The sequence below is a fragment of the Micromonospora sp. NPDC049891 genome (genome assembly GCF_040660295.1).
In the GTDB taxonomy this organism is placed as follows: domain Bacteria; phylum Actinomycetota; class Actinomycetes; order Mycobacteriales; family Micromonosporaceae; genus Micromonospora.
Genome location: NZ_JBFAML010000011.1, coordinates 133,073 through 159,068, shown reverse-complemented (window position 1 = coordinate 159,068; position 25,996 = coordinate 133,073). Strand labels below are relative to the sequence as shown.

At 71.8% G+C, this 25,996-nt stretch carries 19 protein-coding genes; 6 read left to right on the top strand and 13 right to left on the bottom strand.

Going from position 1 to position 25,996, the window contains the following annotated elements:
* Nucleotides 1–155 precede the first annotated feature (155 nt).
* Nucleotides 156–359: a DUF397 domain-containing protein gene (locus AB0I71_RS16945; RefSeq protein ID WP_357585529.1), complete on the bottom strand. Its 204-nt coding sequence runs from the start codon at nt 357–359 to the stop codon at nt 156–158.
* A gap of 348 nt (nt 360–707) precedes the next feature.
* Between AB0I71_RS16945 and AB0I71_RS16940 the strand changes: the two genes are divergently transcribed.
* A complete protein-coding gene (locus AB0I71_RS16940) occupies nt 708–1,775 on the top strand; it encodes a hypothetical protein (RefSeq protein WP_357585527.1) in 1,068 nt (355 codons plus the stop codon).
* A gap of 22 nt (nt 1,776–1,797) precedes the next feature.
* Here AB0I71_RS16940 and treZ read toward each other — a convergent pair whose 3' ends face one another.
* From treZ to glgX, 3 genes are read right to left on the bottom strand one after another with little or no spacing between them, the layout of a single operon-like run.
* Nucleotides 1,798–3,522, bottom strand: a complete 1,725-nt coding sequence (gene treZ / locus AB0I71_RS16935; protein ID WP_357585525.1) for a malto-oligosyltrehalose trehalohydrolase — start codon at nt 3,520–3,522, stop codon at nt 1,798–1,800.
* 16 nt (nt 3,523–3,538) lie between these two features.
* Nucleotides 3,539–5,824 (bottom strand): malto-oligosyltrehalose synthase, encoded by a 2,286-nt coding sequence (gene treY, locus AB0I71_RS16930; protein WP_357585523.1) that lies wholly within the window; start codon nt 5,822–5,824, stop codon nt 3,539–3,541.
* A 1-nt stretch (nt 5,825) separates the two neighbouring features.
* Nucleotides 5,826–7,943, bottom strand: coding sequence for a glycogen debranching protein GlgX (gene glgX, locus AB0I71_RS16925; protein WP_357585521.1), 2,118 nt, complete (start codon nt 7,941–7,943; stop codon nt 5,826–5,828).
* A 361-nt stretch (nt 7,944–8,304) separates the two neighbouring features.
* Here glgX and AB0I71_RS16920 point away from each other — a divergent pair, with 361 nt between their 5' ends.
* Nucleotides 8,305–9,708, top strand: coding sequence for a glycosyltransferase family 4 protein (locus AB0I71_RS16920; protein ID WP_357585519.1), 1,404 nt, complete (start codon nt 8,305–8,307; stop codon nt 9,706–9,708).
* Nucleotides 9,709–9,796: 88 nt separating this feature from the next.
* Here the strand turns inward: AB0I71_RS16920 and AB0I71_RS16915 are convergent, their stop codons facing one another.
* Both AB0I71_RS16915 and AB0I71_RS16910 read right to left on the bottom strand, forming a co-directional pair.
* Complete coding sequence (locus AB0I71_RS16915) at nt 9,797–10,369, bottom strand: DinB family protein (protein ID WP_357585517.1); 573 nt, start codon at nt 10,367–10,369, stop codon at nt 9,797–9,799.
* Nucleotides 10,370–10,447: 78 nt separating this feature from the next.
* Nucleotides 10,448–10,894: a hypothetical protein gene (locus AB0I71_RS16910; RefSeq protein WP_357585515.1), complete on the bottom strand. Its 447-nt coding sequence runs from the start codon at nt 10,892–10,894 to the stop codon at nt 10,448–10,450.
* 97 nt (nt 10,895–10,991) lie between these two features.
* Here AB0I71_RS16910 and AB0I71_RS16905 point away from each other — a divergent pair, with 97 nt between their 5' ends.
* The 4 genes from AB0I71_RS16905 (at nt 10,992) to AB0I71_RS16890 (ending at nt 15,395) form a co-directional block, all read left to right on the top strand.
* On the top strand, nt 10,992–11,561 hold the full coding sequence (locus AB0I71_RS16905; RefSeq protein WP_357585615.1) for a maleylpyruvate isomerase N-terminal domain-containing protein: 570 nt from the start codon (nt 10,992–10,994) through the stop codon (nt 11,559–11,561).
* 194 nt (nt 11,562–11,755) lie between these two features.
* On the top strand, nt 11,756–12,412 hold the full coding sequence (locus AB0I71_RS16900) for a response regulator transcription factor (protein WP_357585513.1): 657 nt from the start codon (nt 11,756–11,758) through the stop codon (nt 12,410–12,412).
* A gap of 121 nt (nt 12,413–12,533) precedes the next feature.
* Nucleotides 12,534–14,642: a M14 family zinc carboxypeptidase gene (locus tag AB0I71_RS16895; RefSeq protein WP_357585511.1), complete on the top strand. Its 2,109-nt coding sequence runs from the start codon at nt 12,534–12,536 to the stop codon at nt 14,640–14,642.
* A gap of 84 nt (nt 14,643–14,726) precedes the next feature.
* Nucleotides 14,727–15,395: a fasciclin domain-containing protein gene (locus AB0I71_RS16890; protein WP_357585509.1), complete on the top strand. Its 669-nt coding sequence runs from the start codon at nt 14,727–14,729 to the stop codon at nt 15,393–15,395.
* Between the two features lie 94 nt (nt 15,396–15,489).
* Here AB0I71_RS16890 and AB0I71_RS16885 read toward each other — a convergent pair whose 3' ends face one another.
* The 7 genes from AB0I71_RS16885 to AB0I71_RS16855 all read right to left on the bottom strand — a co-directional run bounded on the left by AB0I71_RS16885 (nt 15,490) and on the right by AB0I71_RS16855 (nt 25,990).
* Nucleotides 15,490–16,773, bottom strand: coding sequence for a citrate synthase (locus tag AB0I71_RS16885; RefSeq protein WP_357585507.1), 1,284 nt, complete (start codon nt 16,771–16,773; stop codon nt 15,490–15,492).
* 251 nt (nt 16,774–17,024) lie between these two features.
* A complete protein-coding gene (locus tag AB0I71_RS16880) occupies nt 17,025–19,142 on the bottom strand; it encodes a sulfatase-like hydrolase/transferase (protein ID WP_357585505.1) in 2,118 nt (705 codons plus the stop codon).
* Nucleotides 19,139–20,614 carry a class I SAM-dependent methyltransferase gene (locus AB0I71_RS16875; RefSeq protein ID WP_357585503.1) on the bottom strand — a complete coding sequence of 492 codons (1,476 nt, stop codon included), beginning with the start codon at nt 20,612–20,614 and terminating at the stop codon, nt 19,139–19,141. The genes AB0I71_RS16880 and AB0I71_RS16875 overlap by 4 nt, the downstream gene beginning before the upstream one ends.
* A 9-nt stretch (nt 20,615–20,623) precedes the next feature.
* The gene (locus AB0I71_RS16870; RefSeq protein ID WP_155220336.1) at nt 20,624–20,773 is read right to left on the bottom strand and encodes a hypothetical protein; all 150 of its coding nucleotides are present in this window, start codon (nt 20,771–20,773) and stop codon (nt 20,624–20,626) included.
* 295 nt (nt 20,774–21,068) lie between these two features.
* Nucleotides 21,069–22,292, bottom strand: a complete 1,224-nt coding sequence (locus AB0I71_RS16865; protein ID WP_357585613.1) for a bifunctional glycosyltransferase family 2/GtrA family protein — start codon at nt 22,290–22,292, stop codon at nt 21,069–21,071.
* Nucleotides 22,293–22,297: 5 nt separating this feature from the next.
* Nucleotides 22,298–24,508, bottom strand: a complete 2,211-nt coding sequence (locus AB0I71_RS16860; RefSeq protein ID WP_357585501.1) for a glycosyltransferase family 39 protein — start codon at nt 24,506–24,508, stop codon at nt 22,298–22,300.
* Between the two features lie 45 nt (nt 24,509–24,553).
* The gene (locus AB0I71_RS16855) at nt 24,554–25,990 is read right to left on the bottom strand and encodes a HAMP domain-containing sensor histidine kinase (RefSeq protein ID WP_357585611.1); all 1,437 of its coding nucleotides are present in this window, start codon (nt 25,988–25,990) and stop codon (nt 24,554–24,556) included.
* Nucleotides 25,991–25,996 lie beyond the last annotated feature (6 nt).

Below are 25,996 nucleotides of genomic sequence, written 5' to 3'. Positions count from 1 at the left end.
GACGCCGACCAACTGGACATGCCACTCCCCGATGATCACCAGATCCGGCTCCCCCACGTCTGAGCATGGAGTAGCCGCGCAAGTTCATCGATGGATTTGGCATCCGGATCCACAGCGGTCCGATGAGCACCTGACCGTGAGTCGCCCTTACCGGATCACCTGTCCGGGCCGCCGGCAGCGCCGTCGCAAAAGTCGAGGACGAAGGTCCGCCAAGCCGGACGGTCGAAGGCGAGCATCGGGCCCGCCGGGTCCTTCGAATCCCGCACCAGTATCTGCGCGCAGGTACCAGCCACCTCGACGCACTCCTGCGTCAACGTGCTCCGGCTGCTCTTGATCCACACGATTTCGGAGTCAGCCATCTGTCGAACCCCCATAACAATCGAATTCGGATAGACCATCTACCTGCCAACGAGATCCGAGACGATGCGAATCGCACCGCTTGTCCGCGCCGACCAGCATCCGTCCTGCCCCGGCTCACCCTGTCGCTCAGGCCACGACAGTCGACATCGCCTGGTCACGACCGCATTCGATGACCGCGACAGCCACCTTGAGGAGGAGCCGCGACAGCCACCTTGAGGAGGAGATCCGTCGCGGAGAGCACCACCAGGGTGTCGCGGTCGCGCCAAGGGCAGCGACGGGCGCCAGACCGGTCGTAGACTCCCCCGGGCTGCGCGCGGCAGGGCAACACCGATTCGGGAAGGACGTCCGTGGCGAGCGACGAGCACGAAGCGGACGAATTCTCCCCTGCCAATTGGCGCAGCAACAACCGTCGGATCTTGATTCTGGGGGTCGTGACGGTCGTGGTAGTGGTGGTGGCGGGTCTGACCGTCTGGACCACCCGACGGGCAGCGAAGACGGATGACATCCCCAGCGGTCTAACCACTTCAGTGCCCGTCACATTCGACCTCGGCCACCGGTTGCTCCGCCTCGGCTTTCTACCTGGCCCCGTCCGCAGGGCCACCTACACCATCGAGCCCGGCGTGCACCGACTTGAGGTCAACGGATCACTCGATGGCGCTTCGACCACTGAGGAGGAGGACACCTTCTCAGACGAGTACGCCTGGCACGTCGAGATTTGGATGGCAGCGCGAGGCGCCGACGTCCACAGCTTCGTTCCAGTGGACGAAGACTCGGGCAAGGAGGGCATTCCCCGTGAACGGGTCACGCCAATACACGGTCGTCCCGCCTTCCAGGCCATGTCGGACCAGAACCGGGTGCTGGCCTGGGAGTACGCGCCGGACGCGTGGATGCGAATGAGGCTGGGCACGATCAGCAACGCCGAGCGTCGCGATGACATGGCACGTCAGGTGGCCGAGGGCCTTCGCTGGGAAACCACGCCACGGCCCCTGCCGTTCAAGGTGGCGGGCCTGCCCGACGGTGCCGTGCTTCAGAGCACGTACCTGTACTGGGACGCGGAACGACCCATGAACGCCTCCGCCGACTACCTCGTGGCGCCGGTCAAGAACATCCACGAGTATCCGGGCCCTGTCATCACGGTCGGTGTCAGCACGAAGAGCCTGGTCCGCGCCAGGTACAACGACGACGTCACCGTGTCGGGCCGGTCCGCCACCGCATCCGAATCCCGGGGCAGGGGCACGTCAGGGATCTACCGGGTGGCGCAGCTGCCCTGTGGGTGCGGCGAGTGCGTCGCGGAGCTGCTGATCGCCCCGGACGCTACTGCCGCTGTGGGGGACCGGGACGACGCGCTGAAGCTGGCAGCCTCGATCCGGCTGGTGAAGGGCCACGAGGATCCCGCCCGGTGGCGCTTCTGGTAGCCGGCGGCCACCGGATCTCGACTCAGAGCGCCACAATGGCAGCCGTTTCCGCCGGTAGCTCGATGCGGTCGCGTTGCACTGTGACGCCGCTGCCGGTGGCCAGCAAGACCCGTCTCGCCACGCCGGGCAGGGTCACCCGCTGGGGCTTGCCGGCCAGGTTCGCCGCGACCAGGCACTTCCCCCGCCGCATCACCAGGAACTGGTCGCCGTGGCGTACGTCGAGGGTGTGCAGGCGGGGGTCGGACAGGTCCGGGCGGGACTTCCGCAGCGCGATCAGGCGGCGGTAGAAGTCGTACATCTCGCGGTGTTCGGGTTTGTCCAGTTCAGCCCAGTCGAGCCGGGACCGCAGGAAGGTCTGCGGGTCCTGCGGGTCCGGCACGTCGCCGGGTGGCCAGCCGTGGGCGGCGAACTCGCTGCGACGGCCGGTGACCACGGCGGCGGCCAGTTCCGGTTCCGGGTGCGAGGTGAAGTACTGCCAGGGAGTCGAGGCGGCCCACTCCTCCCCCATGAACAGCATCGGGGTGAAGGGCGCGGTCATCAGCAGCGCAGCCCCCACCCGCAGCAGAGCTGGCGACAGCGAAGCCGAGAGGCGATCGCCGACCGCGCGGTTGCCGATCTGGTCGTGGTTCTGGAGGTACGCGACGAAGCGGTGGCCGGGGGTGCGCGGGTCGACCGGGCGGCCGTGTTGGCGGTTGCGGAAGGTGGACCAGGTGCCGGTGTGGAAGAAGCCGCCGGTGAGCACCTCCACCAGGCATTCCATGGTGCCGAAGTCGCCGTAGTAGCCCTGCCGTTCGCCGGTGAGCAGGGTGTGCAGGGCGTGGTGGGCGTCGTCGTTCCACTGCGCGTGCAGCCCGTGGCCGCCGGCCTCCCGGGGGGTGATCAGCCGGGGGTCGTTGAGGTCTGATTCGGCGATCAGCGACAGCGGGCGGCCCAGGTGTGTCGAGAGCGATTCGACCTCGACGGTGATCTCCTCCAGCAGGTGCACGGCGCGGGTGTCGGGCATGGCGTGCACGGCGTCCAGGCGCAGCCCGTCGACGTGGTAGTCGCGCAGCCACATGAGGATGCTGTCGATGATGAACCGGCGTACCCCGTCGGAGTGCGGGCCGTCCAGGTTGACGGCCTGACCCCAGGGGGTGTGCCGCTCCCCCACGTAGGGCGCGAACTTCGGCGCGTAGGCCCCGGAGGGCCCGAAATGGTTGTAGACGACGTCGAGGATCACCCCCAACCCCTTGGCGTGGGCGGCGTCCACGAACCGTTTCAGGCCGTCCGGTCCGCCGTAGGGTTCGTGCGGGGCGTACCAGCAGACGCCGTCGTAGCCCCAGTTGTGTTCGCCGTTGAAGGCGTTCACCGGCAACAGCTCGATCATGTCGACGCCCAGGTCGACGAGGTGGTCGAGTTTGCCGATGGCCGCGTCGAAGGTGCCTTCCGGGGTGAAGGTGCCGACGTGCAGCTCGTAGAGGATGCTGCCGGGCAGTTGTCGGCCGGTCCAGGAGCCGTCGGTCCATTCGAACGCCGCGTGGTCGTAGATCCGGCTGGGCCCGTGCACTCCGGCAGGTTGCCACGCCGACCGGGGGTCGGGCAGCGGCTGGTCGTCGTCGTCGAGCAGGAACGCGTAGTCGGGGCCGGGGTCGGGCACCTCGACCCGCCACCAGCCGTCCCGACCGGCCCGCATCTCGTGGTCGGCGGCACCGGGCAGGTGCAGCCGTACCCGTCTCGCCTCGGGTGCCCAGACGGTGAACTCGGTCATGACGCAGCCTCCCGGGTCAGGTGGTGGGCACCAGCAGCGCGACGGGATAGGTGGTCAACAGCTCGGCCAAGCGGACCTGAGAGCCACTGTAGACCCGACCGGTGAACAGGCACGCCATCTCTTTAACGGGTAGTGACAGGGCGGTGTCCCGCCAGCCGCCGGCCGTGGCCAGGCGCAGCGGCAGCCGGGTGGCCACGGCGACCGCGCCGCCCCGGTCGAAGGCCACCGCGTGCCGGGCCGCCGGCCCGTGCACGATGAGCGGCTGGTAGTCGCCGAACAGCTCCGGGTGGTCGCGCCGCGCCCGCAGGGTCCGCGACACCACGAGCAGCTTCGCCGCGCCGCTCTCGTCCACCGCCGGCTGCCAGCCGGCGTCGAGCCGGGCCAGCAGTTCCCGGCGTACGCCGAAGTCGACGGGGCGACGGTTGTCGGGGTCGACGAGGGAGTTGTCCCACAGCTCGGTGCCCTGGTAGGTGTCCGGCACCCCGGGCATGGCCAGTTGCACGAGCTTCTGCCCCAGCGAGTTCGACCAGCCGGGCGGGGTGATCTCGGCGGCGAAGGCGGCCAGCTGCGCGGTGACGGCCGGGTCGTCGTACATCGCGTCGACCAGGGCGTGCATGGCTCGCTCGAAGTCCGGGTCGGGCTCCGTCCAACTGGTCGAGGCCGCCGCCTCCCGGGCGGCCTTCTCCGCGTACGCGTGCAGGCGCTCACGCTCGATCGGCCAGGCACCGACGGCGGTCTGCCACAGCAGGTGCGCCAGGGCGGCGTCGGGCAGCGGCACCGCCGCCATCCAGCCGGTGACCGCCTCGGCCCAGCGCTGCGGCAGCTCGGCGAGGACGGCGAGGCGGGCACGAACGTCCTCGCCCCGTTTCGTGTCGTGGGTCGACAGGGTGGTCATGCTCGCCGGCCAGCGTTCGTGACGGGCGGCGGCGAAGCGGTGGAACCGCCCCGGCAGGGTGCCGAAGTGGGTGGGGCTGCCGCCTACCTCGTTGAGCGCGATGAACCGGCTCCAGCGGTAGTAGGCGGTGTCCTCGACACCCTTGGCCATCACCGCGCCGGTGAACTGCGGGAAGCGGCGGGCCAGCTCGTCGTCGAGGTCGCGCAGCCGGCGGGTGACCGCGTCCAGCGCGCCGGTCAGGTCGGTGCGGCGGCGACCGGCCTCGGCGCGGGCGTTGGCCAGGTGCCGGACGCCGTCGGGCGGGTAGCCGCGGTAGACGGCGAAGGCGGCGGCGAGTTCGGCCAGGGCGGCGCGGGCGGCGTCGGGGTCGACGTCGGGGGCGAGCGCGGCGAGGCGGGTCAGCTCGGCGGCCAGCAGTCGGGTGGCGGCACCGAGCTTGGTGTCGTGGGTCAGGTCGGCCCAGGAGGTGGCCCGGCCGGCGAGACGGGTGTCGAGGGCGGTGAAGTCGGCCTCGGCGTCGCCGTCGACGAAGAGCCCGCCGACGGCGTTGAGCGCGTCGTAACCGGTGGTGCCGTCGACCGGCCAGGCCGGCAGTTCCTCGCCGTACTCCAGGATCTTCTCCACGATCAGCCAGGTGTCGGGGGCGGCCTCGCGCAACCGGGCCAGGTAGCCGGCGGGGTCGCGCAGCCCGTCGGGGTGGTCGACCCGGATGCCGTCGACCTCGCCGGCCGCCACCCAGGCCAGGATCAGCTCGTGGGTGGCGGCGAACACCGCCGGGTCCTCCACCCGCAGCCCGGCCAGGCTGGAGACGGCGAAGAACCGGCGGTAGGTCAGTTCGGCGTCGCCGCGTCGCCAGGACACCAGCTCGTAGTGCTGCCGGTCGTGCACCTCGCGGGCGCTGCCGTCGCCGGTGCCGTCGGCGATCGGGAAGCGGTGCTCGTGATAGCGCAGCTCCCCGTCGGCGAGCTTGAGATCGTCGAGGGCGTCGGGGGTGTCGGCGAGCACCGGCAGCAGCAGCCGGCCCCGCTGCCAGTCGATGTCGAACCAGCCGGCGTACGCCGAGGACCGACCCCGGCGCAGCACGTCCCACCAGGCCGGGTTGGCCGCCGGCACGGCCACACCGGCGTGGTTGGGGACGATGTCCACGACCAGGCCGAGGCCGGCGTCGCGCAGCGCCCGCAGCAGCCGCTGCCGGCCGGCCTCGCCACCGATCTCCGGGTTGACCTGCCGGTGGTCGACGACGTCGTAGCCGTGTGCGCTGCCCGGGGCGGCGGCCAGCAGCGGAGCGCTGTAGAGGTGGGTGACGCCGAGGTCGGCGAGGTAGCCGGCGAGGCCGGCGGTGGTGTCCAGGTCGAAGCCGGGGCGCACCTGCACCCGGTAGGTGGCGGCGACGGACGTGGTGGGCATGTCAGGCCACCCTCTCCAGCACCACCAGGGAGCGGTCCGGCACGCAGAGCGTGCCGCCGGCCTCCACGGTGGTCCTCTTGTCCTGGTCCGGTTCGGCGGTGCTGATCACCAGTTCCCAGCGTTGGCCGAACTCGGCCGGAGGGAGGGTGAAGTCCAGCGGTGCGTCGTGGGCGTTGAAGCAGAGCCAGAAGGAGGCGTCGTGGTGGCGTTGGCCGTACTGGCCGCGTTCGCGGATGCCCTCACCGTTGACGAAGAGCGCCACCGAGCGACCGAAGTCGTTGCCCCAGTCCTCGCCGGTCATCTCCCGCCCGTCGGGGGTGTACCAGGCCAGGTCGGGCAGTGGCTCGTCGACCTCGCGGCCGTGCACCGGCAGGCCGGTGAAGAAGCGGCGTCGCTGGAACACCTGGTGCTGGCGGCGGAACTCGACGAGTCGGCGGGTGAAGAAGAGCAGTTCGGTGTCGGCGTTGTCCCAGTCGATCCAGGCCAGTTCGCTGTCCTGGCAGTAGGCGTTGTTGTTGCCCCGCTGGGTGCGGCCCAGCTCGTCGCCGTGGCCGATCATCGGTACGCCCTGCGACAGCAGCAGGGTGGCGATGAAGTTGCGGCGCTGCCGGGTGCGCAGGCCGAGTACGCCCGGATCGTCGGTGTCGCCCTCGACGCCGCAGTTCCAGGAGCGGTTGTGGCTCTCGCCGTCGCGGTTCTCCTCGCCGTTGGCCTCGTTGTGCTTGTCGTTGTACGAGACCAGGTCGTTGAGGGTGAACCCGTCGTGGCAGGTGACGAAGTTGATGCTGTGGAAGGGGCGGCGGCCGTCGTCCTGGTAGAGGTCGGCGGAGCCGGAGATGCGGGAGGCGAATTCGGCGAGGGTGGCCGGCTCGCCGCGCCAGAAGTCGCGGACGGTGTCGCGGTACTTGCCGTTCCACTCGGTCCACTGCGGCGGGAAGTTGCCGACCTGGTAGCCGCCGGGGCCGACGTCCCACGGCTCGGCGATCAGCTTCACCCGGCTGACCACCGGATCCTGCTGCACCACTTCGAAGAAGGTGGAGAGCCGGTCCACCTCGTAGAACTCCCGGGCCAGGGTGGCGGCCAGGTCGAAGCGGAAGCCGTCGACGTGCATCTCGGTCACCCAGTACCGCAACGAATCCATGATCAGTTGCAGCGAGTGCGGGCTGCGGACGTTGAGGCTGTTGCCGGTGCCGGTGTAGTCGACGTAGTAGCGCCGGTCTTCCTCGGACAGCCGGTAGTAGCTCGGGTTGTCGACGCCCTTGAAGCTCAGCGTCGGCCCGAGGTGGTTGCCCTCGGCGGTGTGGTTGTAGACCACGTCGAGGATCACCTCGATGCCCGCGGCGTGCAGCGCCTTGACCATGCCCCGAAACTCCTGCACCTGCTGGCCCAGGTGGCCCAGCGCGGAGTAGGCGTGGTGCGGGGCGAAGAAGCCGATGGTGTTGTAGCCCCAGTAGTTGCGCAGACCCAGGTCGGTCAGGCGGTGGTCGTTGACGAACTGGTGCACCGGCATCAGCTCGATGGCGGTGATCCCGAGTCGGGTCAGGTGCTCGATCATCGGGGGTGAGGCGATGCCGGCGTACGTGCCGCGCAGTTCCTCAGGGATGCCGGGCAGCCGCATGGTGAGCCCGCGCACGTGGGCCTCGTAGATGACCGAGTGGTGGTACGGGATGCGCGGCGGCGCGTCATTGCCCCAGTCGAAGTACGGGTTCACCACCACCGACTTCGGCATGAACGGCGCCGAGTCGTCGGTGTTGATCCGCTCGGGCTCACCGTGGGTGTAGTCGTAGACCGCCGGGTCCCACTGCACGTCACCGTCGATGGCCTTGGCGTACGGGTCGATGAGCAGCTTGGCCGGGTTGCAGCGCAGCCCGTTGGCCGGGTCGTAGGGGCCGTGCACCCGGTAGCCGTACCGCTGGCCCGGCCCGATCCCCGGAATGTACGCGTGCCAGACGTACGCGTCGACCTCCCGCAGTTCGACCCGGCGTTCGGCGCCGGTGTCCCACTCGTCGAAGAGGCAGAGTTCGATCTTCTCCGCCACCTCGGAGAAGATCGCGAAGTTGGTGCCCATCCCGTCGTAGGTGGCGCCGAGGGGATACCGCTCGCCCGGCCAGACCTGCATGTCGCTCCTTCGGCCCACATGTCATGAGCGCGCCCGCACCATGAGCGCACCCGCCGGGGCCGCCCGGTGATGCGCGCGGCGGTAATGCCCCGCACGGTCCACCGCCAATCCATCCGATCGGGTGAATGCCCGGTATCCGCCCGACTGATCCGAGATGAACCCTGCGGTGTCGTCGGTCACTGAGGCCCTCTTCGAGGTGCGGGATCGGCCGTCATGACGTTTCCTTGTTCGCGGGCGCGTTGTCCGCGCGCCTACCAGATCCTCGCACCGCCGACGCGTTCACGCGTGTCCGAAACCCAACCCTGCCCTCTCGCCGCCACCGATGTCGGCGCGTTCCTTCCTGCACGGACGGAGACTGACTGTGACGACCCTGCGGGTGGGCGGACGTACCGCCACCGCTCCTGACCGCGTCCACCGCCCCACGCTCACCTCGCGACCCCAGGTCCCGACGCAGTCCGGTCCTGCCGCCGGGTCGCAGGCCCGCCGCATCCTGATGCTGTCCTGGGAGTACCCACCGGTGCTCGTGGGCGGTCTCGGCCGGCATGTGCACGCGCTGTCGGTGGCCCTGGCCGCCGCCGGGCACGAGGTCACGGTCGTCACCCGCCACGCCGACGGAGCCCCGCTGGAGGAGTACGTCGACGGGGTGCGCGTCGTGCGCGCCGCCGAGGACCCGGTGACCTTTCCGCTGGCCACCGGCTCGCTGCTGGCCTGGACGATGGCGTTCAACCACACCCTGACCCGGGCCGCGCTACGCGCCGCCGCCACCGGCGGCTACGACGTGATCCACGCCCACGACTGGCTCGTCGCGCACACCGCGATGACCCTGCGCGACCACCTCGACCTGCCGCTGGTCACCACCATCCACGCCACCGAGGCGGGCCGGCACCAGGGCTGGCTGCCCGAGGAGATGAACCGCACCATCCACGGTGTGGAGCACTGGCTGGGCGGCGAGTCGAACCGGGTGATCGTCTGCTCCGGTTACATGCGCGACGAGGTGACCGGCCTGTTCGGCGTGCCGACCGGCCGGGTCGACGTGGTGCCCAACGGCGTCGAGCCGCACCGCTGGCGGGTCTCCGCCGCCGCTGTGGCGAAGGCTCGTGCCCGGTTCGCCGGGGACGGCCCGCTTGTCACCTTCGCCGGCCGGCTGGTCTACGAGAAGGGCGTGCAGCACCTGATCGCCGGGCTGCCCCGGCTGCGGGAGCGGCACCCGGGACTGCGTGCGGTGATCGTCGGCGACGGCCCGTACCGGGGTGAACTGGAGGCCCACGTGCACCGGCTCGGCCTGGCCGGCGCGGTCAGCCTGCCCGGTTTCCTCGGCGGCACCGACCTGCCCGCGGTGATGGCCGCCTCGGACTGCTTCGCCGTGCCCAGCATCTACGAGCCGTTCGGCATGGTCGCCCTGGAAGGGGCCGCCGCCGGTGCGCCGCTCGCGGTCGCCGAGACCGGCGGGCTCGCCGAGATCGTCGAACCGGGCGTCACCGGCGTGACCTTCCGGCCGCACGATCCGGACGCGCTCACCGACGCGGTGCACACCCTGCTCTCCGACGCCGAACGCGCCCGGACGCTGGCCCGCCGGGCCCGTGCCATGGTGCACGATCAGTACGGCTGGGCGGCCATCGCCAGCCGGACCGCCTCGACGTACGCCTCGGCGATCGCCCAGGCACCGACGTTCACCGCCGACCGCGCGGCGCGGCAGATGGCCCACGGGCGGGCGCTGCCGGCGATCCCGGCGGGCAACCTGCTCGCCGCCGCCGGCCTGCGCTGAGCGTCCTCCCCGTCAACGCGCTCGCGGTCGCCCCGCCCCGACCCACGACCGGGTCGGGGCGCCGACCCAACCCGGTCGGGGTGGGCGGCTATCTTGGCCCCAGGCCGGTCTTCCCATCGAGCAGCTCGCGAACCACGTCGAGATGACCCGCGTGGCGTGCGGTTTCCTCGATCATGTGGAGAACGACGCGCCGCAGGTCGGTGACCTCGTGTCCGAGCTGACCCGGGTGTCGCCCGCGTACCGGCGCGGACAGCGGGGTGGCGGCGAGGACGGCGTCGGACCGCTCGCACTGGGCCTGGTAGAAATTCAGCACCACCGACGGCGGTCGGGGTGTGGTCAGCGGAGCGTGGTCGTCGTCGGGCCAGGCCACCGGGTCGGCCGAGCCGATCACGATCTCCTGGAACCAGTGCCGCTCGGCGTAGCCGAGGTGCTCCACCAGGCCCAGCGGCGTCCATCCGGAGGGCAGCACGGCGGTGGTCAGGGCTGTCACGTCGAGCCCTTCGATGATCGCGAGGACGCTGGCCCGCTGCGCCTGCAGGAACATCGACAGTGCGGTCTTCTCCCCGTCACCCATTCCGGGCACCCCTTTCCCCGTCGGCTCGTGCACGTCGGGACGAGCCAGCCGGATCGGCTCCGGCGGATGCCGGACGGTAACAAGCACGACCGACATCGTCCGCTCACGACCTCCGGGACCCGCCCGCCGGCCACTGCATCCGTCACCCGTCCATCGACACAGGGCCTAGTCCAGCAACCAGCGGTGCAGTTGGGTGCCGTAGGGGGTCAGGGCCAGGACCGCCGCCGCGCACCACAGGGCCGTGCCGACGGTGAGCCAGCGGAACGCCGGCCGATCGCCGACCCGCCCGGTGCGGACCAGGGACACCAGCCCGAGGAGCACGGCCACCGCGGCGAGCGGCTGGACGAACATGGCCACCACGCGGCTGAGTTCGAAGACCCAGAGCAGCGGGTTCCACGCCGAGTCGGGGCCGACAGGTGGAAGCGAGTCCTTCGGATCGCCCAACAGTTCCAGCCGCGGGTCCAGCAGCGCCGGGAGATCACCGGCACGTAGTGCGGCCGCGAGCAGCACACCGAAACTGCCGACCAGCACGGCGGTCAGCATCAGCAGTTGGGCCGCCAGCACCACGCGCCCGCCGAGCGAGAACGGCCGGGCCTGAACCTGCTGACTCATGGGCGCACCGTACCGCTCGCCCGGTGGGCTCGGCAGCCCCGGACCTGACGCCGCCGCCGGTCCGCAGCTGACTGGCAGCATGGTGGACATGGATGTGATGGACGGTGGGGACGTCGACCTGGCGGTGGCCGAGATGATGCGGGTGCTCAGCCCACACGTGTCCCGGGACTGGCGGGAACACCGGGCGGGGACGCTGGAGTGGAGTTGCTGGACGACGGCGGTGCACATCGCCCACGACCTGCTGGCGTACGCCGGTCAGGTCGCGGCCCGCCCGACCGACGCGTACCTGCCGTTCGACCTGGTCGTCCGGGACGACGCCACGCCGCGCGACGTGCTCGCCGTGGTCACGGCCTGCGGGCGGCTGCTGAACGCCGCGGTGAGCGCCGCGGATCCGACCGCCCGTGGCTGGCACTGGGGGCCGACCGACCCGGGTGGCTTCGCCGCGCTGGGGGTCAACGAGACGCTTGTGCACACCTGGGACATCGCCCAGGGGCTCGGGATCGGCTGGCGGCCACCGGCGTCGCTGTGCACGGCGGTGCTCGCCCGGCTCTTTCCGCACGCCCCGGCGGGGGATCCGGTCGACGTGCTGCTCTGGTGCACCGGCCGGACCGAGCTGCCCGGCCATCCCCGGCTGACGTCCTGGGTCCTGAAAGCCGCCCTCGGCTGACCGGCGGTCGGGCACGGCTCGGCGTGCCCGAGCCCGGACCGGTGACAAGTGGCCGCCGCGCCCGCCGTAGCGCCGCCAGACCCGTTCGGACAGTTCATTCTGCCGTTACGATCTTGTATCCGCACTGGTCAGCGTCGCTTCACATCCGACACACTCGCAGGCATCCGGCGGCGGCGAGGTCGAGGAGGACGCGGGTGCGGGTGCTCCTGGTGGAAGATGACCTGCGCGTCTCGGCGGGGCTCGCCTCGGCGCTGCGGCGGCGGGGGCACGACGTGGTCCAGGCGGTGACGGCCGCCGAGGCGGTCGAGGCCGATCCGGTCGATCTCGTGTTGCTCGACATGAATCTGCCCGATCGCGACGGCCTGGAGGTGTGTCGCCGGATCCGCCAGCACGACGAGGGAGTCGCGATCATCGCGGTGACCGCCCGGGCCGAGGAGCACGACCGGGTGGCCGGGCTGCGGGCCGGCGCCGACGACTATGTGGTGAAGCCGTTCTCGATGGTGGAGTTGCAGGCCCGCATCGAGGCGGTGATGCGTCGTACCGCCCGCACCGCCAGGCCGGCGACCACGTTGCGGGTCGGCGCGCTGCGCATCGACGTGGACGCCCGGCGGGTACGGGTGGGTGACCGCGAGATCGGCCTGTCCCGCAAGGAGTTCGACCTGCTGGTGGCGCTGGCCCGGCAGGCGGGCACGGTGGTGCCCCGGGACCGGTTGCAGCTCGAGGTCTGGCAGACCACCTGGGCCACCCGGCACAACCTCGACGTTCACGTCGCGGCACTGCGCGGCAAGCTCGACGACCCGGGTCTGGTGGAGACGGTACGCGGGGTCGGCTACCGCCTGCGCGTCGGCTGACTGTCCGCTCAGTCGCCGGCAACCTCAGAGCATCCTCAAGAATCCCAGCTCGTGGCCCCGTCGCCGGGCCGGGGCGGGTGTGCTGTGCGTACCCAGCCATCCCTCCTGTTTGGAGATCCCCTTGAGATACAGACGGACAACGGCCGGTGTCTTCTCCGCTCTGCTCGCCGTCACCCTCGCGGCGACCGCGCAACCCGCCCAGGCGACCACGACGGCTCAGCAGGTGGAGCCGAACCAGGTGCAGGGCCTCACCGTCGTCCAGGGCGACGGGTACGCGACCCTGGCCTGGACCCCGGTCGGCGGGGCCACCGACTACCAGATCGAGCGCACCCCCGTCGCCGAGGACGGCAGCGTCACCGGCGCATCCGTGATCGTCGGCGTGTGGCGGCCGAACCGTCAGATCAACAACTCGGAGCCGACCTTCGCCGACGCCGGCTTCGCTCCCGGCAGCCGGTTCCAGTGGCGGGTCCGCGCCCGTCTCGGCAGCACCGCGCAGCCCTACTCCGCGCCGGTGAGCGACGCCACCCGAAGCCACTGGGGCGACCCGGACACGCCCGGCCAGAGCCTGCGTACCCAGTGGGAGAACACGCTCGGCGCGCAGTACACGAACGACGTCAACGAGTACGCCTACACCGCCGCGATCGACGAGGCGAGCGACCGGGTACGCGTGGTCGAGATCGGCCGCACCGTGCAGGACCGGCCGATCAACATGTTCGTCATCGGTCACCCCACCCCGCCGGCCACCCCGGAGGCGGTCGCCGCGACGAACCCGCTGGTGGTCAACTGCAACGTGCACGGCAACGAGCCCGGTGACCGCGAGGCATGCCTGATCATGGCGCGGCAGTTGGCGTTCACCGACGACCCGACCACGCTCGGCCTGCTGTCGAAGACCACCATGCTGATCGTGCCGACGATCAACGGCGACGGTCGGGCGGCCAACAGCCGGGGCAACTCCACCGGCCAGGACCTCAACCGGGACTACTCGCTGATCCGCCAGCCGGAGACCCAGGCGTTCGTGGAGATGGTCCGCGACTACCGCCCGATCGCCAGCTACGACGGTCACGAGTACGGCAACGCCAACACCGGTGACCTGCCGATGCTGCCGCCCCGGCACCAGAACGTGGCGCAGGGGATCTTCGACCAGTCGCAGGACATGATCGAGGGCCACATGTACACCCAGGGCGCCAAGGACGGCTGGTGGGCCTGCCCGTACGGGTGCACCGGCGCCAACGTCGGCCTGAGCGAGGAGACGATCCTGCGCAACACCCTCGGGCTGAAGAACGTGGTCAACTCGCTGCTGGAGCTGCGCAGCTCGGGTGGGCCGACCCGGCCGGACGAGGGCAACACCGCGAACAACCGCCGCCGCAAGACGTACTCGGCGCTGTGGACGTTCCACCAGTTCCTCGCGTACCACGGGGCGAGTGTCGGTGACATCACCGCTGCCCGTGCCGAGGCGATCAGGTTCCAGTCCGCGAACACCGGCCGGATCGTCTTCCGGGGCTCGCGCCCGATCGAGGCGTACCCGGCGCCGCACCCGGGCGACACGCCGCCGCCGCTGGACGCCCCCGGGGAGAACCAGATCCTGGAGCAGCCGCCGTGCGCGTACAAGCTCACCGAGGAGCAGTACCACGGGGCGCGTACCGACGGCCCGACCGGCCGGCAGACCACTGTGGCTCAGCGGCTCGCCGCGCACGGCTGGAAGGTGGTCAAGGTGGCCGGCGGGTACCTCGTACCGCTGTCTCAGCCGGAGCGGGGTCTGGTGCCGCTGCTGCTCGACGGGCAGGCCGCCGAGGGCCTGGTCGCCGGGGAACGGATCGCGCCGACGCTCACCGGCACCCACAACGGTCCACTGACGGTCACCGGAGTGGCGTGCCTCGCCGGCGCCACCGTCCGGGGCCCGGTCCAGGTCCGGCCCGGTGCCACCCTGATCGTCAACGGTGGCTCGGTAAACGGCCCGGTGGACGCCAGCGGGGCGGCCGGGTTCGTGCTGACCGCCGGCACGGTCAACGGCCCGGTGAACGTCACCGGCACGACCGGCCCGGTCCTGCTGGTCGGCAACCGGATCAGCGGCCCGGTCAACGTGGTCAACAGCGCGGGCGCGGCCCCGCTGGTGGCCGGCAACACCGTGAACGGTCCGCTGGGCTGCACCGGCAACGCCGCCGCGCCGGTGAACCTGGAGGTCGCCAACGCGGTAAGTGGCCCGCGGTTCGACCAGTGCGCGCGCCTGTGATCCGCTGAGCCCCACCCCCTCGTACCGGCAGGCCGGACCCGCGCCCGGCCTGCCGGTACGCCCCGACGCAGGAGTGGAGAAACCGTGACCGACACCAACGCTGCGGCCAGCGGGCCGGCGCTGCGCCGGATCCTGCCGATCGCCGGCGCCGCCCTGGCCGCGGTGCTGCTCGTCGTGCTCGGCAGCACGTACGGGAAGGACAGCGGCGCGGCCGACGCCGGGCCGGCCGGGCTCACCGTGACCGGGCCGCTGTGCGACAGGCTGCCCGCCGGCAGCGAACCGGGCAATCCCGCCTTCCTCGCCGACCAACCCGCCGACCAGGCTCTCCAGTGGATTCCCGTCCTCACCACCTTCGAGGCGGCGGTCCGCGCCACCGGCCTGACCGGGGAGCTGACCCGGGAGGTGACCATCCTGGCGCCCACCGACGACGCGTTCGCCGGCAAGTTCTCCCGGACCAATCTCGACGAACTGCTGCTGCGTGACACCGACGAGCTACGCGAGTTGCTGCGCGACCATCTGGTCGCCGGGGCGCTGCCGGTGGCCGACCTGGTCGCCGCCGGCACCGTGACCACCGTCGCCGGCACCAGCCTGACCGTCACCGGCGTGGGGCAGGGCGCCCGCCTCGACGACCAGGCCGAGACGGTGTGCGCCGACTACCGGGCCGGCGGTGCCCGGATCCACGTCATCAACGAGGTGCTCGGCGACCTGCCGACCACGGCGGGTCAGGACGACGACGGCCACCCGGCCCACTGAACGCGTACCCGCCCCGGTCACGACGACGGCCGCCGTACCCGTGATCCGGGTGCGGCGGCCGTCGTCGTGAGGGCTGCGGTCAGGCTGCTCGCGGTCAGCGCTGCTCGACGGGGAGGTAGTCCCGCTCGGCGGCACCTGTGTAGACCTGCCGCGGGCGGCCGATCTTGGTCTCCGGATCATTGATCATCTCGCGCCACTGGGCGATCCAGCCCGGCAGCCGGCCCAGGGCGAACAGCACCGTGAACATCTTCGTCGGGAAGCCCATGGCCTTGTAGATCAGGCCGGTGTAGAAGTCCACGTTCGGGTAGAGCCGCCGGGAGACGAAGAAGTCGTCGGCGAGGGCGATCTCCTCCAGCTGCATCGCGATGTCCAGCAGCGGATCGGGCTTGGCCATCCGGCCGAGCACGTCCTGCGCCGCCTTCTTCACGATCGCGGCCCGTGGGTCGTAGTTCTTGTAGACCCGGTGGCCGAAGCCCATCAGCTTGACGCCGTCCTCGCGGTCCTTGACCTTGCGGACGAACGACTGCACGTCGCCGCCGTCGGCCTGGATCCGCTCCAGCATCTCCAGCACCGCCTGGTTGGCGCCGCCGTGCAGCGGGCCGAACAGCGCGTTGACGCCGGCCGAGACCGAGGCGAACAGGTTGGCGTTGCTGGAGCCCACCAGCCGCACCGTCGAGGTGGAGCAGTTCTGCTCGTGGTCGGCGTGCAGCACGAAGAGCATGTCCAGCACCCGGGCGATGACCGGGTCGACCTCGTACGGCTCCGCCGGCACGCCGAACGTCATCCGCAGGAAGTTCTCCACGTAGCCGAGGGAGTTCTCCGGGTACAGCAACGGCTGCCCGATGGCCTTCTTGTACGCGTACGAGGCGATGGTGGGCACCTTCGCCATCAGCCGGACCGTGGACATCTCCACGTGCTCGGCGTCGAACGGGTCGAGGCTGTCCTGGTAGAAGGTGGAGATGGCGCTGACGGCCGAGGAGAGCACCGCCATCGGGTGGGCCTCCCGGGGGAAGCCGTCGAAGAAGCGCCGCATCTCCTCGTGCAGCAACGAGTGCCGGCGGATCCGCTCGGTGAACTCGGTCAGCTGCTGGGTGGTCGGCAGCTCACCGTAGATCAGCAGGTAGGAGACCTCCAGGAAGGAGCTCTTCTCGGCCAGCTGCTCGATGGGGTAGCCACGGTAACGCAGGATGCCCGCGTCGCCGTCGATGTAGGTGATCGCGGACGAACAGGCGGCGGTGTTGACGAACCCCGGGTCGTACGTCGTCAGCCCGGTTTCCTTCAGCAGCTTGCCCACACCGATTCCGGCGGGGCCCTCGACCGCGGAATGTACCGGCATCGACAGCTGCCCGCCGGGGTGATCGAGCTTGACTTCCGTCATGTGGTTCCTCGCTTCGCCGGCAGATCTACGTTGAATTGCCTTCGCTTCTACCGTAATTGCGGTTGCGGCGACACCGCCGCTCGTGGTTCGGCGGTGAGGCATGCGTCACCCGATTCCCGACCGGAGCGCGGGGAAACCCCGACGACCGGGACGGACGGGCACGAAAGGCATACGTAGCGTGCAACCAGGCGGGCGAACGGGACCGTGATCGGGGACCGGAACGCCCTGGCCGGACGGACGGGCCCGACCGGTCAGGAGATCGACAGCTGGCGCAGCCCGCCGTCGTGGCCGACCAGGTAGAGGTCGAGGCGGTTGGCGCCGGCCTGGAAGAGCCGGTCGTCGGCGAGCAGCGCCGCGAAGCGCCGGCCGCCCGGATCCGGAGCGACCACCGGGACCACCGCCGCGACGGTGCCGTTGACGGCCACCGCCAGTTCGGTGCCATCGGCGACGTCGTCATCGACGGTGCCCCAGATCATGCCGGGCAGCACACCCTCGTCGGGATCGACGGCGCGGAAGGCGTCCAGTCCACCGACCCGGGCGGTGCCCCCGGTCGGCATCGCGCCCACGGCGGTGCCGAGCAGCCGATGCGGGGCCGCCGGTGGCGGCGCGGACGGTACTCCGCCGCTGATCGGCATCGGTTGCGACGGCCGGTCGTAGAAGACCTTGCCCGCGTCGGTGCGGGGTGCCTGGCGGGCGGAACGACCGTCGACCCGCCAGGGCAGCCGGATGGCGGCCTCGTCGGCGACGGTCGGCAACAGGTCGACGTGCTCCCAGTTGCGGTCGTCGATCTGCCCACTGCGCTGGCCGGGTGTCTTGACGAACAGCGGCACCCAGGCCACCTCGTCGGCGGCGGCTCGGATCGCGTCCTCGCCGCGCCCCTGAACACCCTTCGTGAAACTGACGCCGTGATCGGCGGTGACCACCACGAGCGCCTCGTCCCAGAGTCCGCTGGCGCGCAGGGTACGCATCGTCTCGCCGATCAGCCGGTCGGTGTAGCCGAGCTGGGCGAGATGCCGGGCGCGGGCCAGGTCCACCCAGCCGTCACCCTCGTTGGGGAAATCCTCCGGGGCCTCGTACCGCGCCCCGGAGGGCAGGAACGCCCACGGTGAGTGGGGCATCAGCAGGTGCAGGAAGTGCAGGGTCGGTCGCGACGACGGGGTCAGACCGTTGAGGAAGCTGGTGAACCGGGCCGGCTGGTTGACGTTGAGGCTGTCCCATCGGAACTTCGGGTCGGTCGGCACCGGCTCGGCGGCGTCGATGCCGGCCTCCTCGGCGGTGCGCTCGCGATAGGAGTCCTCCGGGTCGATCCGACTGTCGTGCGGCGCGGTGACCTGACGCAGCAGCCCGCCCGTCTCCCGCACCAGCACGCCGATCCCCTGTTCCGGGGTGACCGGCTGCTCACAGCGGCTCGGTGGGCAGAGCCGGGTGATGCTCTCCTCGGCGCGGATGTCGTACAACCCGCCGAAGGCGGTGAAGAGGTTGTCCGGGTAGTGCGAGTAGTGCGGCGCGAACGACTCCGCCGGGTAGCGGCCGGTCAACATCGCCGGCAGCGCGTACGGCGTCCATCCGCTGACTCCTGTCGCGTTGCGGTACCAGGTCGAGGCGGCGGCCAGCTCGGCGAAGTGCGGGAACCGGTTCGCGTCGACCTCACCGGCGGTGTCGAGCAGGGAGACAAGCGGAAGCTCGTCGAGGATCAGCATGACCACCGGCGGGTGCCGGTTGCCGGTCGCCGTGCCTGCCACGCCGCCCTCGCCGAGCGGCAGCACCACCGGCCCGGTCGGCGAGGCGAACAGGAACAGCCCGACGAAGAGCGGCGGACCGACGGCCGCCAGTCGCAGCACCCGGCCGAGCACCGTCCAGCGCCGGTGGGCGACGGCTGCGGCGGCGCCGGCCGCCAGCGCCACCAGCAGCAGCGGTACGCCCCGCAGCGGCGTGGTGTGCCGGCCCACCTGCACCGCCAGCGCGGCGACCAGCAGCCCGAGCAGCAGGCTGTGGGTCACCGTGCGCACCGCGGCTCCGGCCAGGCCGGCAAACAGGCCCAGCAGCCCGAGAGCCACCGTCGGCACCACCGCGACCAGGGCCACCAGCAGCAGGATCTCGCCCCGGTCGGCCCGGTGGAACAGGAAGAAGTCCGGGCTGCGGCCGAGAATGTCCAGCAGCGGCTGGGTGATCACCAGCCCGACCAGTGCGGTGATTTCCAGCAGCCGACGGCCTTCGGCCCGCCAGCCGCCCCAACCCCACCACCATCGGCTGCGGCGGCCCGTCTCCCCGGTCGTACCGGTGGGTGCGGAACCCTCCGGCGCCGGATCGTCGCCGGTCGCGGCACCGGGACCGCTCACGTCGGCCTCGGTGGTGGGACGGTCGGTCACGGAACGGCCACCCGGTACAGGGTGCGGGTGCCCGAGGGCAACTCCAGCCGGTCCTCGACGGTGCCGTGGCCGGCGAGCAGCGCCTCGAAGGCGTCCCGCCGGTAGTCGGGGAAGATGCCGTCGGGCTTGTTGGCCAGCAGTCGGGCGGCCATCGGGTCGTCCGGGTGGACGAACTCGACCACCAGCCGGCCGCCGGGCGCGGCGAACCCGGCGAGGCACGCCACCACCTCCGGCAACGGCACGTTGCGGCCGATCGCCAGGTGGTGCACCAGAGCCAGGGCGAGCACCGTGTCCGCCTCGGCCCGGGCGGCGAACGAGGCCCGCTCGATCCCGCGCCAGCCACCACCGGGAGACGGGTCCGCCAGGTCCATCACCAGCGGCAGCACATGCCGCTCGCCCTCTCCCCGCAGGGTGCGGTACAGCCGGTCGACCACCGCCGGGTCCTGCTCGACGGCGACCACGTAGTCGGCGTGCCGGGCGGCGAGGCGGGCGTACCGTCCGTCGTTGGCGCCCAGGTCGAGCACCAGCCGGCGGCGGCCGGCGACGGTCAGTGCGGCGGCCACGAAGCGCTCCTTGCCCGCCCGGTCGTCGCCGGAGTAGCCGCAGGTGTGCTGATAGTCGACCCAGTGCGTGGACGGCGGCTGATGGTCCAGGCGGCGGACGAGCTTCTCCAGCCCACGCGCGGTGGCCAGGGCCAGCTCACGGGTGTAGCCGGCGTCGCGCAACTGGGCGCGCACGTCGGCGGTGCTGGTGGCGGCGCTGCGGCGCTGCACGGAGCCGTGCAGGTGGACGTGGGTGAGCACCCCGGGCAGCAGTCGGCGGGTGCCCCGGAACAACGGGCCCATCTGCTCCGGCTCGATGCCGTCGACCTGGGCCCGCAGCCAGGGCTGGAACGCCAACCCCAGGTGGGCGCCGAGCATCAGCGGATAGAGCAGCGTCTGGCAGAACTGCCGGTACCCGGCCCAGGGTTCGCCGTCACGCAGCGGGGTGAAGGACCCGACGTCGATGAAGACCGGCTCGGTACCACGCCACTGGAGGTTGTACGCCGAGCCGTCCTTCGTGGTGAAGCCCGCCGGCAGGGCGGCCCGGAGGATCTCCAGGTGCAGCAGCGCGGCGTCGCGCAGCATGGCGAAGGACCACTCGTACGGGTGCGAGACGAACGGGACGCGCTCGTGCCGCAGCACCGTCGCCCAGCCCGACGGGGCCGAGCCCGTCGGCAGGTCCCGCAACGGCGACTCCGCCGGCAGTTCCTCGGTGCCACAGACCTTGCCGGCGGCGAGCAGCGGTGGGAAGAAGGTGCTGGCGGCGAGGGCACGCCACTCGGCGGCGGCGGTCCGGTCGAGCGCGCGCAGCACGTCGTCGCCGGCGCGGAACACCCGGTTGGCCGGGTCCCGGAAGGAGCCGGGCTCCGGTCGGGGGTCGACGTCGAGCGGGGCCGGTCGGGTCGACCGGCCCAGGTCTGGAATCACCATCGCGTCGGATCAGCTCTGGTCGGTGGGCTGGCGACGGAACCGGCTGACGAGTCTGCGCCAGTAGAGCTTGGCCGCCACCGCGACCCCGGCGATACCGCCGACCACCGCCTGCACGATCAGGCTGCCGGATCCCGCGTCCAGGTAGGCCAGGTGGTTCACCGACCGCTCCTTCCCTCTGCCGTCACGACACCGACATCAAGCGCTGTTGCTCACATTTCGGATTTGAGCGGCTTGGCCGGACTTATGCCACCGTACGCTGCTCCCTGCCACCTGTCGGCCACATCGCCACACTTCCCCCGTCCGTTTCCCTCAAGCCCCCACCCCGCCCGCCCGCACCCCCTCCCGCCCACCCCCGACGAGTTGATCATGAGGTTAGCGGCAAGTTCGATCTCCAAAAGTGCCGCTAACCTCATGATCAACGCGACGGGGGTGGGCGGGGAGGCACGGTCCGCTGTCAGCGGTGGTGGTGCATGGTGAGGCGGAGCAGGACGAAACGCAGCACGGTGGCGGCGAGGTTGGCCACCACCAGCACGGTCAGCTCGACCGTCCGGGCCGGGTCGGCGACCGCGTGCAGCGCGGCCAGTGACCCGCTGGTGAGTGCCAGCCCGAGTACGAACGCCAGCAGCCCCTGGACGTGGTGCCGGGTCACGTTCCGGCGATCGGCGATGCCGAAGGTGAACCGGCGGTTGGCGGCGGTGTTGACGACTGCGGTGAGCAGCAACGCCAGCAGGTTCGCCGGCTGGGCGCCGAGTGCACCCCGGGCCAGCGTGAACAGCAGCAGGTACGCGCAGGTGCTGGCCACTCCCACGGCGGCGAACCGGAACAGTTGCCGGGGCAGCCCGGCGGGCACCAGCTCCGGCGGTGCCGCCAGCGGAGCCCGACCGAGCTGCCTGCGCAGCTCGGCCAGGGGCAGCGCACCGGTCAGCAGGGCTCGGCCGAGACGACCGATGCCGCGCAGGTCCGCCACGGCGGTGGCCACCACGTCCACCCGGCTGTCCGGATCGTCGATCCAGTCGACCGGCACCTCGTGGATACGGAGCCCGGCCCGCTGCGCCAACACCAGCAGCTCGGTGTCGAAGAACCAACCGGTGTCCCGCACCAGAGGCAGCAGCTCGCGGGCCACGTCCGCGCGGATCGCCTTGAACCCGCACTGGGCGTCGGAGAACCGGACGGCCAGCGTGCCCCGCAGCAGCAGGTTGTACGCCCTGGAGATGACCTCCCGCCGGGTACCGCGCACCACCCGGGCGGTACGCGCCAGCCGGGTGCCGATAGCCACGTCGGAGTGACCCGAGATCAGTGGTGCCACCAGCGGCAGCAGCGCCGCGAGATCGGTGGACAGGTCCACGTCCATGTACGCCAGCACCGGCGCGTCCGACGCCGACCAGGCGGCCCGCAACGCCCGGCCCCGACCCTTCGCCGCCAGGTGCCGCACCTGCACCTCGGGGAGTTCGGCGGTGAGCGCCTCGGCGACCGCCAGGGTGCCGTCGACGCTGGCGTTGTCGGCGATGGTGATCCGGAACGGGTACGGAAAGTGGGCGCCGAGGTGCGCGTGCAGCCGCCGGACAGAGGGTCCGAGGTCGGCCTCTTCGTTGTGCACCGGAACGACGACGTCCAGCACGGGGTCCGACGAGTTGGGCCGGGCGCGTACGGCGGCCCGGGACCCGACCGAGGTGATCATTCCGGTCACCCGCGCTTTCCGCTGCTCAGGTCGTAGAGGGTGACCCCGTCGACGGTCCGGGTCGGGAAGTTCTCCGCGACCCAGGCGGCGATCTCCGAAGAGGCGGAACTGCCGCCGTTGGTGCCCCGGAAGCCGCCCCCGCCGATGAACCAGCCGATCCTGCCCTCCGCCACGTACCGCTGAAACTGTTCGAGGGTGGGCGACGGGTCGCTGCCGTTGAAGCCGCCCACCGCCATCACCGGTCGTCGGGTGGCCAGCTGGTAGCCGGAGGCGTTGTTGGAGCCGACGGTGGCCGCGATCCAGGTGTGCTCCTCGCTGTCGCGTTCCAGCAGCTCCCGCAGCTCTGCGCTCGGCTCCCGGGAGTCGAGCAGCCCGCCCATGCCGGCACCACGGTTCGCGCCGGCCGTTCCCGGGCCGCCGGACACCGGACCACCGGACCCCGGGCCGCCGGGGAAGCCGCCGGTCCGGCCGGCCCCCGGGCCACCACCGGTCCGGTCGCTGCCGTCGCCGACACCGGACGGCCGGTCGCTGCCGTCGCCGGTGCCGGGTGACCGGTTGTCGGCCTGGTCGGTACCGGGCGGGCCGGACACTCCGGAGGCACCGTCCCGATCCGCGCCGAACCGTCCGCCGCCGTCGAACCGTCCGCCGGCACGGTCGGTGCCAGGGCCGTCGGCGAAACGCCCGCCCCCGCCCGGCCCGAAACCGCCGCGCACCCCGGGGCCCGCGGTCGGAATGGCGCCGGTGTGCGGGGTCGCCACGGTCTGCATCGCGTACGCGGCCGGACCGGCCAGCGCCACCGCCGCGCTGACCAGCAGCGCCGGGACGACCGCGCGCCGGGCCAGCCGATGGGACAGCAGCAGCGCCGACACCGCGACCACCCCGCCGACAAGCACTGTGGTACGCAGCCACGGATACCAGTCGGGCGTACGGCCCAGCAGCGTCGCCGACCACGCCGCGGTGCCGGCGACGGTGCCGGCGAGGACCAGGGTGGCCGCGAGCCGGCGTCCCCGGGAGGCGGTGGTGCGGGCCTGCCAGAGCAGCGTGGTGCCGATGCCGACAAGCGCGCCGACCGCCGGCGCCAGCGCCACCGTGTAGTACTCATGGAAGATGCCGGACATGTAACTGAAGATCACGCCGGTGACCAGCAGCCAGCCGCCCCAGAGCAGCAGCCCCGCCCGCGCCCGGTCGGTACGCGCCGCCCGGCCGGCCAGCACCAGTGCGGCGACGAGCAGGATCAGCGCGGCCGGCAGCAGCCAGGAGATCTGCCCGCCGACCTGGGTGCCGAACATCCGCAGCGGGCCGGCCTGCCCGGCGAACGGCCCACCACCGCCCGGTCCACCGCCACCGCCGACGCTGCCCACCTCGCCGCCGGTGATCCGACCCAGGCCGTTGTAGCCGAGGGTCAGCTCCAGCACGCTGTTGGACTGCGATCCGCCGATGTAGGGGCGGTGCTCGGCGGGCACCAGCTCGACCACCGCCACCCACCAACCGGCGACCACCACCACGCCCAGCCCGGCGATCAGCACCTGGCGGATCCGGCGGCCCGGTGTGGTCGGCGCGGCGACCAGGTACACCGCCGCGAGGACCGGCAGCACCAGGAACGCCTGAAGCATCTTGGTCAGGAAGCCGAGGCCGACCAGGGCGCCGGCCAGCAACAACCATCGACTGCTCGCCGTCTCCACGGCACGGACCGTGGCGTACGCGGCGGCGACCAGCAGCAGCACCAGCAACGCGTCCGGGTTGTTGAACCGGAACATCAGGGTGGCGACCGGGGTCACGGCGAGCACCACGCCGGCGATCAGGCCGGCGACCGGCCCGTACCAGCGGCGCACGGTGGCGTACAGCAGGCCGACGGTGGCCACCCCGCAGAGAGCCTGCGGCGCGAGCAGCGCCCAACTGTTGAGGCCGAACAGGCGTACGGAGAACGCCATCAGCCACAGCGAGGCGGGCGTCTTGTCGACGGTGATCGAGTTGGCCGCGTCCGACGAGCCGTAGAAGAAGGCCGTCCAGTCCTGCGAACCGGCCTGCGCGGCGGCCGCGTAGTAGGAGTTGGCCCAGCCGGACGCGCCAAGTCCCCACAGGTAGAGCAGCCCGGTGGCCAGCAACAGCAGGGCCAGGGCCGGGCGTACCCAGGCCGGAGCGGGGCCGCCTGCCAGCGGTGCGTCGGTGCGGTCGACCACCGTCGGCGCGGCGGACCGGGTGTCTGTTCTGTCCATGCCGGCCAGCCTCGGCCGGGTAGCTGGTCCGGCTCCGTGCGTCGCCTATGCGTCGGCTGTGGAGTTGGGCAGCCGGACGGTGAACACGGTGCGGCCCGGCCGGGAGTCGAGGGCCACGGTGCCGTGGTGCGCCTCCACCACGGCGGCGACGATGGCCAGGCCGAGGCCGGTGCTGCCATGGGCGCGGGACCGGGAGCTGTCCCCGCGGGCGAACCGTTCGAACACCTCGGGCCGCAGCTCGGCCGGTACCCCGGGGCCGTCGTCGGTGACGCTGAGTTCGGCGGCGTCGCCGGCGCGGCGCAGGCTGGTGGTGACGGTGCTGCCCGGCGGGGTGTGCACCCGGGCGTTGGCCAGCAGGTTGGCCAGCACCTGGTGCAGCCGCGCGGAGTCGCCGGGCACCCGGATCACCGCTTCGGGCAGGTCGAGCTGCCAGCGGTGCTCGGGGCCGGCCACGTGCGCGTCGCTGACGGCGTCCACGACCAGCGCGGTGAGGTCGACCGGTTCGACCGCGAGGGGTCGGCCGGAGTCCAGCCGGGCCAGCAGCAGCAGGTCGTCGACGAGGCTGGTCATCCGGGTGCTCTCCGATTCGACCCGGCGCAGCGCGTGGGCCACGTCGGGCGGTACCCGGTCGTGGCCCCGGCGCGCCACCTCGGCGTAGCCGCGGATCGCCGCGAGGGGCGTCCGCAGTTCGTGGCTGGCGTCGGCGACGAACTGGCGTACCCGGGTCTCGCTGGCCTGCCGGGCGGCGAGCGCGGCGGCGACGTGACCGAGCATCCGGTTGAGCGCGGAGCCGACCTGCCCGACCTCGGTGCGCGGGTCGGTGTCGGCGGTCGGAACCCGTTCGGAGAGCGCCACCTCGCCCCGGTCGAGCGGTAGCTCGCTGACCCGGGCGGCGGTGCCGGCGACCCGGCGCAGCGGACGCAGCGTGGCGCGGACGATGAGCGCCCCGGCGGTGCCGGCGACGAGCAGGCCGGCCACGGTGACCCCGGTCTGCGCGGCCACCAGCGCCCAGACGGTCTCCTGCACGTCGGCCAGCGGCACACTGAGCACCCGCACGGTCCCGGTCGGCGACTGCCGGGCCACCGCCCGGTAGCCGCCCCGCTTCCCCAGGCTCAGGCTGTGTGCCCGACCGTCGGTGGGCACCTCGGCCAGCGCGCCGACCTCGTCGACCGGCACCGACTGTTCCTGCCGGCCGACAAGTGTCCACGCCTCGGTGACCCGGCCGTCGACGACCTGCGCGCTGATCGTGCCGGGCGGGAAGCCGCGCGGCACCCGCACATCGCCCCAGGGGCCGGTGCCGGGGCCGGGTTCCCACGGGGCGCTGGGCCGTCCCCCGGGGGTGAAGCGCAACTGCTCGTCCACCCGGGAGATCAGGAACTGGCGGAGCGCCACGGTGGTGAGAGCGCCGATGGCCAGGCTGACCGCGGCGAGCAGCGCAACCAGGGTGAGCACCAGGCGGGTCCGCAGTGACCAGCCGGCCAGCCACCG